Annotated in this window: 14 protein-coding genes, 1 pseudogene and 1 riboswitch; of the genes and pseudogenes, 11 read left to right on the forward strand and 4 right to left on the reverse strand. The window is 40.0% G+C overall.

Annotated elements, in window-relative coordinates:
* The first annotated feature begins 85 nt into the window (after nt 1-85).
* Nucleotides 86-631 carry a type IV toxin-antitoxin system AbiEi family antitoxin domain-containing protein gene (locus LI241_RS00370; RefSeq protein ID WP_213540241.1) on the forward strand — a complete coding sequence of 182 codons (546 nt, stop codon included), beginning with the start codon at nt 86-88 and terminating at the stop codon, nt 629-631.
* Nucleotides 628-1,476, forward strand: a complete 849-nt coding sequence (locus LI241_RS00375) for a nucleotidyl transferase AbiEii/AbiGii toxin family protein (RefSeq protein ID WP_008689084.1) — start codon at nt 628-630, stop codon at nt 1,474-1,476. Before LI241_RS00370 ends, LI241_RS00375 begins: the two co-directional genes overlap by 4 nt.
* 70 nt (nt 1,477-1,546) lie before the next feature.
* On the opposite strand, the gene LI241_RS00380 is transcribed toward LI241_RS00375, so the two are convergent.
* The 4 genes and pseudogenes from LI241_RS00380 to LI241_RS00395 all read right to left on the reverse strand — a co-directional run bounded on the left by LI241_RS00380 (nt 1,547) and on the right by LI241_RS00395 (nt 3,695).
* Entirely contained in the window at nt 1,547-1,963 is a 417-nt protein-coding gene (locus LI241_RS00380; protein WP_008689082.1) for a low molecular weight phosphatase family protein, read from the reverse strand.
* Nucleotides 1,956-2,300 (reverse strand): thioredoxin family protein, encoded by a 345-nt coding sequence (locus tag LI241_RS00385; RefSeq protein ID WP_008689081.1) that lies wholly within the window; start codon nt 2,298-2,300, stop codon nt 1,956-1,958. The genes LI241_RS00380 and LI241_RS00385 overlap by 8 nt, the downstream gene beginning before the upstream one ends.
* A gap of 18 nt (nt 2,301-2,318) precedes the next feature.
* Nucleotides 2,319-3,328, reverse strand: a pseudogene (locus tag LI241_RS00390) (permease).
* 82 nt (nt 3,329-3,410) lie between these two features.
* On the reverse strand, nt 3,411-3,695 hold the full coding sequence (locus tag LI241_RS00395; protein ID WP_008689078.1) for a helix-turn-helix transcriptional regulator: 285 nt from the start codon (nt 3,693-3,695) through the stop codon (nt 3,411-3,413).
* 315 nt (nt 3,696-4,010) lie between these two features.
* Nucleotides 4,011-4,109, forward strand: a riboswitch (purine riboswitch).
* 55 nt (nt 4,110-4,164) lie between these two features.
* On the opposite strand from LI241_RS00395, the gene LI241_RS00400 reads away from it, so the two are divergent.
* The 9 genes from LI241_RS00400 (at nt 4,165) to LI241_RS00440 (ending at nt 13,075) form a co-directional block, all read left to right on the forward strand.
* Nucleotides 4,165-5,490, forward strand: coding sequence for a uracil-xanthine permease family protein (locus LI241_RS00400; RefSeq protein ID WP_008689077.1), 1,326 nt, complete (start codon nt 4,165-4,167; stop codon nt 5,488-5,490).
* A 1-nt stretch (nt 5,491) separates the two neighbouring features.
* Nucleotides 5,492-6,016 carry a nucleoside-triphosphatase gene (locus LI241_RS00405; protein WP_008689076.1) on the forward strand — a complete coding sequence of 175 codons (525 nt, stop codon included), beginning with the start codon at nt 5,492-5,494 and terminating at the stop codon, nt 6,014-6,016.
* Nucleotides 6,017-6,180: 164 nt separating this feature from the next.
* Nucleotides 6,181-7,194, forward strand: a complete 1,014-nt coding sequence (locus LI241_RS00410) for an ABC transporter substrate-binding protein (RefSeq protein WP_008689075.1) — start codon at nt 6,181-6,183, stop codon at nt 7,192-7,194.
* Between the two features lie 63 nt (nt 7,195-7,257).
* On the forward strand, nt 7,258-8,229 hold the full coding sequence (locus tag LI241_RS00415) for an iron ABC transporter permease (RefSeq protein WP_008689074.1): 972 nt from the start codon (nt 7,258-7,260) through the stop codon (nt 8,227-8,229).
* Nucleotides 8,226-8,999 carry an ABC transporter ATP-binding protein gene (locus tag LI241_RS00420; protein WP_008689073.1) on the forward strand — a complete coding sequence of 258 codons (774 nt, stop codon included), beginning with the start codon at nt 8,226-8,228 and terminating at the stop codon, nt 8,997-8,999. Before LI241_RS00415 ends, LI241_RS00420 begins: the two co-directional genes overlap by 4 nt.
* Nucleotides 9,000-9,005: 6 nt before the next feature.
* Entirely contained in the window at nt 9,006-9,782 is a 777-nt protein-coding gene (locus LI241_RS00425; RefSeq protein WP_008689072.1) for a xanthine dehydrogenase family protein subunit M, read from the forward strand.
* Nucleotides 9,773-10,237, forward strand: a complete 465-nt coding sequence (locus LI241_RS00430) for a (2Fe-2S)-binding protein (protein WP_008689070.1) — start codon at nt 9,773-9,775, stop codon at nt 10,235-10,237. Before LI241_RS00425 ends, LI241_RS00430 begins: the two co-directional genes overlap by 10 nt.
* On the forward strand, nt 10,234-12,510 hold the full coding sequence (locus LI241_RS00435) for a xanthine dehydrogenase family protein molybdopterin-binding subunit (RefSeq protein ID WP_008689069.1): 2,277 nt from the start codon (nt 10,234-10,236) through the stop codon (nt 12,508-12,510). Before LI241_RS00430 ends, LI241_RS00435 begins: the two co-directional genes overlap by 4 nt.
* A complete protein-coding gene (locus LI241_RS00440) occupies nt 12,500-13,075 on the forward strand; it encodes a nucleotidyltransferase family protein (RefSeq protein WP_008689068.1) in 576 nt (191 codons plus the stop codon). Before LI241_RS00435 ends, LI241_RS00440 begins: the two co-directional genes overlap by 11 nt.
* The last annotated feature ends 116 nt before the right edge of the window (nt 13,076-13,191 follow it).

Here is a 13,191-nt window from a genome sequence, read left to right on the forward strand (position 1 = left end):
TTTTAAAGATGTTTTTTAATTCATAATGTCTTTCTTGTTTGATAAACCAAAAAGTCGCTGATATTTGTATTGAGTTATCATTTAAATTTTAACTACAGAACAAACGGTGAAACTCGGTTTTTCACGAATGTTGCTATCGCAATATGTGGAAAAAGGCCTTTTAGAACGAATTGGACATGGAGTTTACACAACACCACATACAATTATCGATGACATGTTTCTATTGCAGTGCAGGTCAGATAACATAATTTTTTCTCATGATACAGCATTGTTTTTAAATGGCTTATCTGATCGAACACCATTTATGCATATCATAACGATTCCTAGTAATACGTCTTTATCTAAAAGTATAAAAGAAAATTGTGTATGTTATTACATTAAACCCGAACTTCATAAGCTCGGTATGATTCAGGAAAAAACAACTTTTGGTAATACTGTAAATTGTTATAATGCGGAACGTACTGTATGTGACTTGCTTAGAAGTCGAAATCGGTGTGATGAGGAAACTGTTATCAGTGGAGTGAAAAATTATGCAAGGTATGCTGATAAGGACTTGAATCGACTTTTTACATATGCTTCTATATTGCGAGTTGATAAAACACTAAAAAAATATCTTGAGGTGTTGTTATGAACGCAAAAGCAATGAGCTTGAAAGCTAAAATAAAAAACTATGCTATAAAAAATAACATAGCTGCTCAAGTAGTATTACAAAATTTTATGTTTGAACGTTTTTTGGCAAGGCTTTCACGATCTAAGTACAGTCAAATGTTTGTGATTAAAGGAGGAATGCTGATTGCATCTTTAGTGGGAATAGATACAAGGGCTACAATGGATCTGGATGCAACGTTGCGGAATTTACCATTAAAAAAGGAAGAAATAGAAAAAGCCGTTAGAGAAATTTGCGCTCAACATTTAGATGATGATGTTAGATTTGAAATAAAATCTATTGAATGTATTAGAAAAGATGATGTGTATGGTGGTTATTGTGTAAAAATGCAAGCATTTTATGAAACCATTGTAACTCCTTTATCTTTAGATATATCGACAGGTGATATCATCACACTAGCAGCAGTTCCTTATGAATTTATTGGCATGTTTGATAATTCCATTCGTATAAAGCTATGGGTGTATAATATCGAAACTGTTATGGCTGAAAAATTAGAGGCAATTTTCAGTAGAGGAGTTTTTAGTACTCGCCCAAGGGATTATTATGATATATTCATCCTAGAAAAGACACAAGAATATGATTCGGATTTAGGAAGAGAAGCGTTTATTGCGACTGCTAAGCATAGAGGTAGTTATGAAAGAATAGCAGATACCAAAAGTATTGTAAAGATACTTAAAAATAATACGGATTTGCATGCAATGTGGAATAAATATCAGAAAAAATTTAATTATGCAGCAGACATTTCATTTTCTCAAACAATCGAAGCTATCAACCATCTAACAGAATGTCTATATGTAAACAATGATTAAAGTGATAAATTCATATAAAAATGCCATATGCTTACGTCTGAAAGCAGCATATGACATTTTCTTTTTTTATTCAATTTATATTTAGTTGTTTATCAGAAATTCGTTTTGCTAAAGTGATCACTTTGGCTTCGATTTGCAAAATGATATCCATAAACACATCATCATCTTGATTTGTCGGATCAAGTAATCCCCAATCTTCACGATATTGACAACTTATGGTAGGACATTGTACATGACAGCCCATGGTAATGACGATATCGACCGAAGGAATGTCCTTGATAAGTTTTGGATATTGTTCTTTCTCCATATCGATTTGATAGTGCTGTTTCAGCAAACGAATTGCATCCGCATTTATATTAGATTTGATATGCGTCCCGGCTGAATAGCTTTCAAATATCTCACCTGCTAAATGTCTTCCCAATGCTTCAGCTATTTGACTGCGACATGCATTATGCACGCAGATAAAGGCGACTTTAGGTTTATTCATGGGTATTCTTGCGGAATGTTTGTGTGAGTAGCTGTTTACATTCCTCTACGCTTAATACTTTCCCATAAGATAATAGTTTTCCTTTATAGACAATAGCAGGTGTGCTCATTACACCAAAAGCAGCAATTTGGGCAAAATCAGTTACATGACGGACAGGAATCTGTAATTGCAGTTCCTCTAAGGCTGTCATGACGGAAGATGTTAATTTCTGACATTTCGCACATCCTGAACCTAGTATCAGTAATTCAGAAGCATCCTTATTGAATTCAGTTTGGTTCATTTTTGTAAAATCTGTGTTACAGCAAGAGTTGTTTTCTTTTTTCTTAAATATGTTCATGATAATCGTACCTCATTTCTATAAAAAGTTTTGTAAGATGTTAAAGAAATAACCAACAGCGATAATACCAAAGGTGCAGATGGCAATAAAGACGCCTAACAATTTAGGTTTCAAAGCCTTTCTTAACATAATCAAAGATGGCAAACTTAAGGTAGTTACCGCCATCATGAAAGCTAGGACACTGCCAAGATCTGCTCCTTTTGCCAATAAAGCTTCGGCAATGGGGATAGTCCCGAAAATATCGGCATACATTGGAATGCCAACGATGGTAGCAAGAATAACACCAAAGGGATTATGGCTTCCTAACAAAGAAGTTATCCATTCTTTTGGTATCCAGTTATGAATGAATGCGCCGAGAGCAACGCCGACTACAATATAGGGGAATACCTTTTGAAAGGTTTCTTTTACCTGCTCCTTGGCATATTGCAGACGATCCTTGCGTGAGAGCTGCACCTCATGTATTGCCATGCAGTTGGCTTGCGAAATGATGTCTTCCACTTGCTGTTCAAGATGCATCTTTTCGATGAAGGCACCACCAAGAATCGCAACGAGCAATCCTAACAAAACATATAGGATTGCAATTTCACTGCCAAAAATGCTCATTAATAATACCAAGCTGCCTAAATCAACCATCGGGGAAGATATAAAAACGAAAAGGTAACACCCAAAGGCAACCCGGCACTGGTAAAGCCAATAAATAAGGGGATGGAAGAGCAAGAGCAAAAAGGGGTTACGGTTCCTAACAATGCCGATATCAGATTTGCTTTGATGCCATGATAACGTGCAGCGATAGAACGACTTTTTTCCGGAGGAAAATAACTTTGAATATAGGAAATGAGAAAGATAAGCAAGCACAATAACAAGGTTATCTTTACCACATCATAAAAGAAAAAATGCAGACTTGCGCCAAGACGACTTTGTATATCGACGCCAATGGCTTGAAGAAATGCCGCAAACATATCTTTTAACCATTGCATGCCAAGCACTTGATCTTGTAGAAATAATATTACGCTTTGTACAATGCGCATGAAATACCTCCTTGCTTTCATATTAAAAAAAATTGATGTGAGTGATGTTAAGAAAAGTCATAGCTAGCACGACTTTGTTTTTTTAATCATCTCCTGCAAGAATCTTTTGTAAACGTTTCAAAGCATAGGCACAACCTTCAGGATTTATTCGATAATGTGTCCATTTCCCATCCTGGCGACTAGTTATGATGCCGGATTCGCATAAGATCTTCATATGATAAGATAAAGAAGATTGACCGATTTGCATGTCTTCAATCAGCGAACAGGCACATTTTTCTTGATTCTTTAATAACGCTATGATACGTAAGCGTTTCTCATCACATAAAGCCTTAAAAATGATTGCATCTTCTGTATAACGATCTTGCATCTTATCACCTCATATCAAAATTATTTGATATGATAAGTTTACGGTATGTTTTTGTGAAAGTCAAGACAAAAGAAACTTATTTGTATATCATAAAGAAATACGCGGAAACAGCCATTTTCTTACCAATTCTACATGCCATGAATGTAACATTTTAATTGCTTGCGAATAAATTTTTAAGCGATATGCTGCCGCATGAGAAAAACATGTTATGCTGCATAGAAAACACGCACTGTTTGGCCTTTTGAAGTTGAATTTAACTTTACATTTCAGATAAGAAGATGCATTCTATACTTACTATAGTAAATTGTCGAAATTTGTGATAAAATGTCATAGTTTCGTATACGTCTGCCGGTATGGGGCAGATGTTTCTACCCCAATCCATACTTTGGGACTACGAAATCAGACGTTTTTACTATGGAATGGCTGATTCTCGTATGTCGTATACGAGAATTTTTTTATGGAGGAAACTATGGAAGAGAGAAAGAAAGATACAATTTATGAACTTGATGGCACGGTACCTTTGAAAAAGGCCCTGCCTTTAGGTATTCAGCACATCTTAGCAATGTTTCTTGGTAACATTTCACCATTGATCATCATTTGCGGTATGCTGCAGATGAGCGGCGCGTTGAAGATGACCTTGATTCAGAACGCCATGTTTGTTGCCGGTGTTGCAACCTTGATACAGCTGTATCCCTTCTGGAAAATTGGTAGTGGTTTACCAATCGTCATGGGAACAAGCTCTGGTTTTATCGGTACAGCAAAAGCCATTGGGGCAGCCTTTGGTTATGGGGCGTTGATGGGAGCTAGCTTTGTTGGTGGTTTATTTGAAATGGTACTTGGGTATTTCATTAAACCATTGCGTAAGTTGTTTCCACCGGTTGTTACAAGCTTAGTTATTATTTCTATTGGTTTATCTTTACTGCCAGTTGGTATTAATTACTTTGGCGGCGGCAGTGGAGCTGCCGATTTTGGTGCCGTAAATCATTTGGCTGTTGGTACCTTTGTCATTTTGGTTATCTTGATAGCAAAACAGTTCAAGGGAGCTATCAATAACGCATCTATCTTGATTGGTATCGTTGCAGGCTATCTTTTGGCTATCATCTTAGGTATGGTCGATTTTACACAGGTGGTAGAAGCTGATTGGATTGCGTTACCATCCTTTATGCCAGTAGGTTTTGATTTCAATATGCAGGCAATCATTGCAATGGGCATCATGTTTATTGCGACAACGGTTGAAACGATTGGTGATACCAGTGGAGTAGCGAATGGTGGATTGAATCGAGAAGCAACAGATAAAGAATTGCAGGGTAGTGTCATGGCAGATGGTCTTGGCTCTGTGTTAGGCTCCATTTTTGGTGTATTGCCAAATACTAGCTTTTCTCAGAATGTTGGTTTGGTAGCGGTAACCAAGGTCGTGAATCGTTTTGTCATCATGACTGGCGCAGTTTTCTTGATCTTATGTGGTTTTTGTCCAAAGCTGAGTGCTTTATTCTCTGTTATGCCACAGTCTGTATTAGGTGGTGCTGCAGTTATCATGTTTGCGATGATCTTAGTGAGTGGTATTCAATCTTTGACCAGAAAGCCATTAACGGAACGTGATGGTCTGATCGTGGCCTTGGCAATCGGTTTGGGTGTCGGTATTGGAAATGTACCGGCAGTCTTAGCACAGCTGCCTAGCTGGGTAGGCAATATCTTTGCCCAGAATGGCATTATCATGACCTTTGTGATAGCAACTGTATTAAATCTTGTCTTACCTAAAGATAAAGAAGATCCTAAGCAAATCGAAGAGGCATAATATGAAGGTGTTTTTGACAGGTCGTATCCAGTGTGGAAAATCAACCTGTATCAAACAACTTATTGAGGAGTGTTCGTTAGCCGTTTGCGGCTTTCAGACACTTCCTTTTTATGAACAAGGGATACGCCTTGGCTTTTATATGCACGCTTTATGGGAGAATCCTTATAACGATGTGCGTTTTTCGATACAGCATCCTACATATAATGAAGTCATCCCTCAGGTGTTTGATCAATTTGGAGTAGCGGTGTTACAGCATGCAAGGCAATTTTTAATAGAAAACCAACAACAAAAACCGGTCTTGATAGTAGATGAAATCGGACGTTTGGAACAAGAGGAAAAAGCGTATCTAAAACTCTTACAAGATAGTATTGCAAAGGCGCAAAACGTCCTTGGTGTTTTGAAGAAATGTGAGGTACAATATATACAAGCGATTGCCGCCAGAGAAGATGTGCAAGTTTTTGATTTGGATGTGATGAATTATGATGAGGTTTATAACAAGGTGTTGGCATTATTAAAAAGCCGATGAAACTATCGTGAATCTTTATAAAAAACGATCATCTTCTACAAAGATGTTATAGTGTTTCTACCATAAGTGTTGGATGGTGAATATTGTGTACACAGATTAGCTCATAGAACGCACGTTCACAAGCTTGTGCCATATCAACAAAACCGATGAAGAAGGGTGATATAATGAAGATATTTAAAAAATTAGGAATCTTAGTGACGACCATAAGTTTGCTTGTTGGCATGAGTGCCTGTACGCAGCAACCTAACAAGGAAACAACAAAAACAGAAGGTATTACGATCGTTGATCAAGCAGGCCGTAAAGTGACATTGGAAAAACCAGCGGAAAAGGTAGTTAGTGGCTATTATATTGCGACTTCTACTTTGCTTGGATTAGGTCAAAAGGACAAGCTGGTTGGGGTAGAGATGAAAGCGGATAAACGTCCGATCTATAAAATGGCAGCGCCCGAAATCGTTAAGTTGCCAGCCATGGGCAATAAGAAAATGTTTAATGTAGAAGAATGTGCCAAAGTGAAACCGGATGTTGTGTTTTTGCCGGTAAGTCTGAAAAGCTATGTGGAGAAATTGGAAAGTCTGAATATCAAGGTAATCTTGTTACAGCCGGAAACCATGGATAGCTATGATGAGGCAGTGGATATCATCGCCAAGGCTTGTGGGGCACAAAAGCAGGCAAAGGCTTATTTTGCATATCGTAAAAACTTATATGAAACATATATCAAAGATGAAAACGCAAATAAAAGAGTATATTTTGCAGGAACAAAGGCATTGCAGAGCGCAGGTATAGATATGTTTCAAAGTGAATTGTTGAAGGTGGCTGGTGCTGAGAATGTTATGAAAGAAAATGGTAAGGGCAATTGGCTGCGTATCAATAAGGAAACACTTATCAAAGCGAATCCGGATATTATTTTTATTGAACAAAAAGGTGCTAAGGTGAGTGACTTTACAAAAGATGCAGCTTTCGCGAGTGTCAATGCTGTAAAACATAAGCAAGTCTATGTTTTCCCGGCACATTTAGAAACTTGGGATACCCCTAATTTATCAAGCTGTTTAGGCGTTTTATGGACCTATGCAATTTTGTATCCTGAACGTGTTTCTATGGATATCGTAAAACAGGAAGCAAGATGCTTTTATCAACAATTTTACCAAATAGATGTAGATGTAGAAGAGCTGGGATGTTAAGCGAAAAGAACTGGGAATGTGTATATGCTTAATGCCAAGGGCAGAAAAGAGTAGGTGATGCATATGAAAAGATATTTCAGCTGTGGACTCCTGCTGCTGATTCTGCTTGTGATTGCTTTACTGGCAGGGCGCTATGGTACAAATCTGCAGGACATGTTGGCTGCCCTTTGTTTCCATGGAGATGCCGGTATACAGGCTATTGTTTGGAATATTCGCATACCGCGTATCTTATTGGTACTTGCCGGTGGTGGGGCGTTGGCTGTCAGTGGATTGATTTATCAAACCATCTTCAAGAATCCATTAGCTTCCGGTGATGTGATTGGGGCAAGCAGTGGCTGTTCCTTAGGGGCTGCCCTTGCCATCGTGCTATTTCATGATGAACCATGGATTACGATGCTCTTGGCGTTTGGCTGTGGATTGCTGCTTGTTATTTTCACCATGCTATTGGCAACAAAAGTACATGGAAATCGCATCTTGAATTTAGTCATTGCCGGCATCATCTTACAAGCTGTAGCAACTTCATTCCTAATGTTATTGAAATTAGCCGCAGATCCTTATCAGGAATTAGCTAGCATTGAATACTGGCTGATGGGGGGCTTTGGCGATGCTACTTGGACACAGGCTTTACTATGCATCGGTGTTAGTGCGATTTGTATGATTTCACTTTATCTTCTACGCTGGCAGATTCAAATGCTGTCATTTGGTGAAGAAACGACAACATTAGGCGTTAGAGAAAAGCAGATTCGTTGGATAGCGTTATTGTTATCTACCTGTATGATTGCCACCGTTGTCAGTGTAGCCGGTATCGTGAGCTGGGTAGGTCTTTTGATACCGCATGCCGTACGCTTGCTCTATCATCAGCCTTTAAGCAAGGCACTTGGCAAGACGTTTTTTGGGGGAGCCTGTTTCCTTTTGGTTTGTGATACCTTAGCACGAGCTGTATTAGCGATAGAGCTGCCCATCAGTATATTGACTTCCTTGTTTGGTGCGTTTTTTCTAATCATCGTCTTTGTGAAAGGCAGGTTTTCATTATGATCGAAGTGGTTCATGTTAGTGTGACATATGAGCAAAAAGAAGTGTTGCATGATATCAGCTTAACCATTCCCAAAGGTCGCATCGTGATGATGTTAGGAGAAAATGGCAGTGGCAAAACAACGCTGATGAAAGCCATGTTGGATAAGCTTCCTTTCGTGCAAGGGGATATCCTATGGAAGCAAGAATCCTTGCGCAAGCTCAACGAAAAGCAACGCGCTGCCTGTTTTAGCTATGTTCCCCAGATCAAGGAAATGGTGGCGGATATCAAGGTGATGGATTGTATTGTTGCCGGTTGTACACGACGTTTGTCACTGTTTGAAGTTCCTGACGCAAAGGAATATGCCAAAGCAAACGCTGTCCTAAAAAAGTTTCAGCTTGCCCATATCAAGGATAAATATTTACATGAAATCAGTGGAGGAGAGCTGCAAATGACCTATGTAGCCAGAGCTTTTTTACAGGATAGTGAGGTCATTCTCATGGATGAACCATGTACTTATCTAGATTTCCAGCACCAGCATCTTTTCTTGCAACAGGCAAAACAGCTGGCACAGCAAGGAACATCCTTATTCATCAGCATCCATGATCCTAATTTGGCTTTGCAATATGCAGATGATATTTACATTCTGCATGAAGGAAGGATATATACGCATTTGAAAAAAGAAGAACCCTTCTTACGCAGAAGGTGCTGTGAATGTTATAATACAATATATGGAAAACACTTTGCTTTAGCAGGGGATGATAGCTCTGGCTATCTGGTATGGAAGGAGTAGAAGATCATGCTGTATATGCAACAATATGTAAAAGCGTCATCGCTGGATGAGGCGTATACGCTGTTAATGAAAAATCGTAATCATCAAATTTTAGGAGGCATGCAGTGGCTGAAAATGCAAGATCGTGTGGTACCAATGGCAATTGATCTGCAGGCATTGCATCTGGATGAAATCAAGGAACAGGAAGACTATATTGAAATTGGTGCGATGTGTACATTGCGCCAGTTGGAAACAAGCCCGATTCTTTTAAAAGCCTTTGGTACGCTGATACAGGATAGTATCAAAGATATTGTAGGGGTACAATTTCGCAATACGGCAACGATTGGCGGCAGTTTGTATTCACGTTTTGGCTTTTCTGATATACTTACAGCCTTCATGGTATTAGATACAAGCGTAGTACTCTATCATCAAGGAGAAATAAAGCTGAGTGATTACAGCAAACAGCCTTATGAGCGTGATATCTTAACCCATATCCGCATCCGTAAAGAACCCCTTTTGACAAAATTTTTATGTATGCGCAAAAGTGCTACAGATTTATCCGTATTAAATTTTGCCATCGCCAAAACGGCGACTAACTATCGCATTGCTATTGGTGCCAGACCAAAGCGTGCAGAATTGGTGGTATTACCGGTAAGCTATGATGATAAGCAGATTGAAGAAGCCCTTTTCGCAATTGAGTTAGCGGATAATATGCGTGGCTCTAAGGAATATCGCAAAGCATTAGTACATGCCTTTGTACAAAAAAGCTATACAGCACTTCAGGAGGAAGCAACATGCAGATAACGATGATGATCAATGGACAGCGTATCACAGATGATATCAAACCGGATATGCTTTTATTAGATTTTTTACGTGCACATGGCTGTTACAGTGTCAAACGCGGTTGTGAAACAAGCAATTGCGGGTTATGTACGGTTTGGCTAGATGGTAAACCCATCTTATCCTGCAGTATGTTGGCTGTTCGCTGTGATGGACATGCCGTTACGACTTTAGAAGGCGTTGAACAAGAAGCACATGAATTTGCGGACTATATGGCAAAACAAGGTGCTGAGCAATGTGGATTTTGTTCTCCCGGCTTGATCATGAATGTTTTAGCAATGAAAAAGGAATTGCAGCAGCCCACACGTGAAGCAATCAATCACTACCTGGCCGGCAATTTATGTCGCTGTACCGGTTATATGGGACAGCTTAGAGCGATTGAAGCTTATTTACAAGAAAAAGGAGGCGAACAGGCATGAAACATATCTCACAGCCCGTTGTAAAAAAGGATGCCTATGCCCTTTTGAGTGGCAAGCCTGTCTATACCGGCGATATGGTGCCCAAAGATGCCTTGATCCTAAAGCTGTTACGCTCTCCGCATGCCTATGCGCGCATCAAAGCAATTGATACAAGTGCAGCTTTGAAAATGCCCGGTGTTGTGGCTGTTTATACATGGAAAGATGTCCCGGATGTACGTTTTACCTTAGCTGGACAAACCTATCCGGAACCTTCTCCTTATGATCGTAAGATCTTAGATGAAATCGTGCGATATGTAGGCGATGAAGTAGCCATTATTGCCGCAGAAACGCTAGATGCAGCTGAAAAAGCAATGAAGTTGATCAAGGTTGATTATGAGGTATATGAACCATTATTAGACTTTACCAAGGCCATCGATAATGATATCATCGTACATCAAGAAGATAATTATCGTACGCTATGTGAGATAGGGAATGCGCGCATGCGCAATATCTGTTCACAAGGGGAAAGCTGTGTCGGTGATATTGATGCGGCGTTTGCGGATTGTGATGTTATCTTAGAAAGAGATTATCATACAAAAGCCAATGCCCAAGCAATGATGGAAACCTTTCGCTCTTACGCCTATGTTGATGCCTTTGAGCGTTTGAATGTCGTCAGCTCTACTCAGGTACCTTTCCATGTTCGCCGTATGGTTGCCAATGCTTTAGAGATTCCAAAAGCTAAGATACGGATCGTAAAACCACGCATTGGCGGTGGCTTTGGCGCAAAGCAAACCGGTTGTTGTGAAATCTTCACCGGCTTTGTGACGTGGAAATTAAAGCGTCCTAGTTATATCGTTTATAGTCGTGAAGAAACTTTTACGGCTAGCAATTCTCGTCATGAGATGAAGATGCATGTAAAGATCGGAGCGAAGAAAAACGGTGAGATCTTGGCGATTGATTTACATACCTTATCCAATACCGGCGCTTATGGTGAGCATGGTTCAACAACGGTTGGCTTAAGCGGTCATAAGTCCTTGCCGCTGTACAATCATGTCAAAGCTAGTCGTTTTACCTATGATGTCGTATACACCAATACGATGCAAGCCGGTGCTTATCGTGGATATGGGGCAACGCAAGGACAATTTGCGGTGGAATCCGCTGTTAATGAATTGGCCGATGCCCTTCATATGGATCCTTGTGAACTGCGTTTCATGAATATCGTTGGTGAAAATGAAATCATGTCTCAATACTATAATGAACATCTCAACAGCTGTGCTTTAGATCGCTGTCTGAAAAAAGCTATGGAAATGATTGGCTGGAAAGAAAAACAGTTATGTCGTGATATGGGGAATAAGCGGCGTGGTCTGGGTGTTGCCTTATCCATGCAGGGAAGCGGCATTGCCAATGTCGATATTGCCTCGGTTATCATCAAGCTACAGGATGATGGTTTCTACACCTTATCTATCGGTGCTACCGATATGGGTACCGGCTGTGATACGATCTTAGCACAGATGGCAGCAGAATGTTTAGACTGTGAAGTTGAGCAAGTCGTTACACAGGCGGTTGATACCGATGCATCTCCTTATGATACCGGCTCCTATGCTTCTGCAACGACCTATGTCACCGGCATGGCGGTAGTCAAGGCATGTGAAGAATTGAAACAAAAAATCATCAACGAAGCGTCTATATTGATGGAAGTACCAAAAGAACATATCTGCTTTGATGGTGAACTGATTACGGCCGTTGAAGATAAGAAACAGATGAGCCTAAAAGATTTTGCCAATACGTGTTTTGAAGGAGGCAAGGGGGAAGTGTTGATTGCCAATGCATCCCATTGTTCACCTACCTCACCACCACCGTTCATGGTTGGAATTGCCGAAGTGGATGTCGATAAGCTGACCGGTGAAATTTCATTAGTGGACTATGTTTCGGTTGTCGATTGTGGTACGGTCATCAATACGAATCTGGCTAAAATACAGGCGGAAGGCGGTATCGCACAAGGTATCGGTATGGCCTTGTATGAGGATATCAGCTATAGCAAACAAGGAAAGATGCGCAATCGCAGCTTCCTGCAATATAAGATACCAACACGATTGGATGTCGGCACGATTCGTGTGGACTTTGAAAGCAGTTATGAAGACCATGGTCCTTTTGGGGCAAAGTCCATCGGTGAGGTTGTCATCAATACGCCGGCACCAGCCATTGCCTCCGCGATTGCTCATGCCAGTGGTGTACAAATCAGAACGTTACCGATTACCGCAGAAAAAATCCTGTTGAAAAAAGATGAAGATTGATCTGGTTATCTTAGCTGCCGGTTATGCCAGACGCTTTCACGGAAACAAATTGTTACATGTCTGGCAAGGAAAACCCATCCTGGCACATGTGATGGATACTTGTCAACAAGTGGACTTTCATGCGATTCATGTGGTAAGTCAATATGAAGAAGTGTTGGCTTTGGCTCATACAAGAGGTATGCACGCTGTTAAGAATGATCATCCGCAAAAAGGAATGTCATCTTCTCTTCAATTAGGTCAAAAAGCCGCCAAAGATGCGGATGCCATTGTCTTTCTTACCGGTGATATGCCTAAAATCAAGGCAGAAACTTTACAAAAATTATGCCATATGGCAGATGCACAACATATTATCTGTGCTGCGGTTCATGGAGCTATTCGCAATCCCATGCTGTTTCCAAGCTGCTGGTTTTCAGAATTTAATAGCTTAGTACATGAGGAAGGTGGAAAAACGATTGCCATGCGACATCAAGAAGCTTGTATCTTAATGGAAGTCAATGAAGCAGAAGTACAGGATATTGACACCAGAGAAGATTTACAACAATTTGACAATGCAATAGGTGGTTAGTGAAAAACTAGCCACTTTTGTTCTTGAAAAGCATGCTTATACAAAGAAAGTAATGTGGTTTAGATACATAAAAATCAGGTAGGTATTTGCGTGATTTTTCGCTATAATAGATATAG

Source organism: Longicatena sp. 210702-DFI.1.196 (assembly GCF_020563125.1).
Classification (GTDB): domain Bacteria; phylum Bacillota_I; class Bacilli_A; order Erysipelotrichales; family Erysipelotrichaceae; genus Longicatena; species Longicatena caecimuris.

Bases quoted from the DNA above. Each gene is read 5' to 3' on its own strand.
- LI241_RS00375 (WP_008689084.1), top strand. From the start codon at position 628: ATGAACGCAAAAGCAATGAGCTTGAAAGCTAAAATAAAAAACTATGCT.
- LI241_RS00380 (WP_008689082.1), bottom strand. From the start codon at position 1,963: ATGAATAAACCTAAAGTCGCCTTTATCTGCGTGCATAATGCATGTCGC.
- LI241_RS00385 (WP_008689081.1), bottom strand. From the start codon at position 2,300: ATGAACATATTTAAGAAAAAAGAAAACAACTCTTGCTGTAACACAGAT.
- LI241_RS00395 (WP_008689078.1), bottom strand. From the start codon at position 3,695: ATGCAAGATCGTTATACAGAAGATGCAATCATTTTTAAGGCTTTATGT.
- LI241_RS00400 (WP_008689077.1), top strand. From the start codon at position 4,165: ATGGAAGAGAGAAAGAAAGATACAATTTATGAACTTGATGGCACGGTA.
- LI241_RS00405 (WP_008689076.1), top strand. From the start codon at position 5,492: ATGAAGGTGTTTTTGACAGGTCGTATCCAGTGTGGAAAATCAACCTGT.
- LI241_RS00410 (WP_008689075.1), top strand. From the start codon at position 6,181: ATGAAGATATTTAAAAAATTAGGAATCTTAGTGACGACCATAAGTTTG.
- LI241_RS00415 (WP_008689074.1), top strand. From the start codon at position 7,258: ATGAAAAGATATTTCAGCTGTGGACTCCTGCTGCTGATTCTGCTTGTG.
- LI241_RS00420 (WP_008689073.1), top strand. From the start codon at position 8,226: ATGATCGAAGTGGTTCATGTTAGTGTGACATATGAGCAAAAAGAAGTG.
- LI241_RS00425 (WP_008689072.1), top strand. From the start codon at position 9,006: ATGCTGTATATGCAACAATATGTAAAAGCGTCATCGCTGGATGAGGCG.
- LI241_RS00430 (WP_008689070.1), top strand. From the start codon at position 9,773: ATGCAGATAACGATGATGATCAATGGACAGCGTATCACAGATGATATC.
- LI241_RS00435 (WP_008689069.1), top strand. From the start codon at position 10,234: ATGAAACATATCTCACAGCCCGTTGTAAAAAAGGATGCCTATGCCCTT.
- LI241_RS00440 (WP_008689068.1), top strand. From the start codon at position 12,500: ATGAAGATTGATCTGGTTATCTTAGCTGCCGGTTATGCCAGACGCTTT.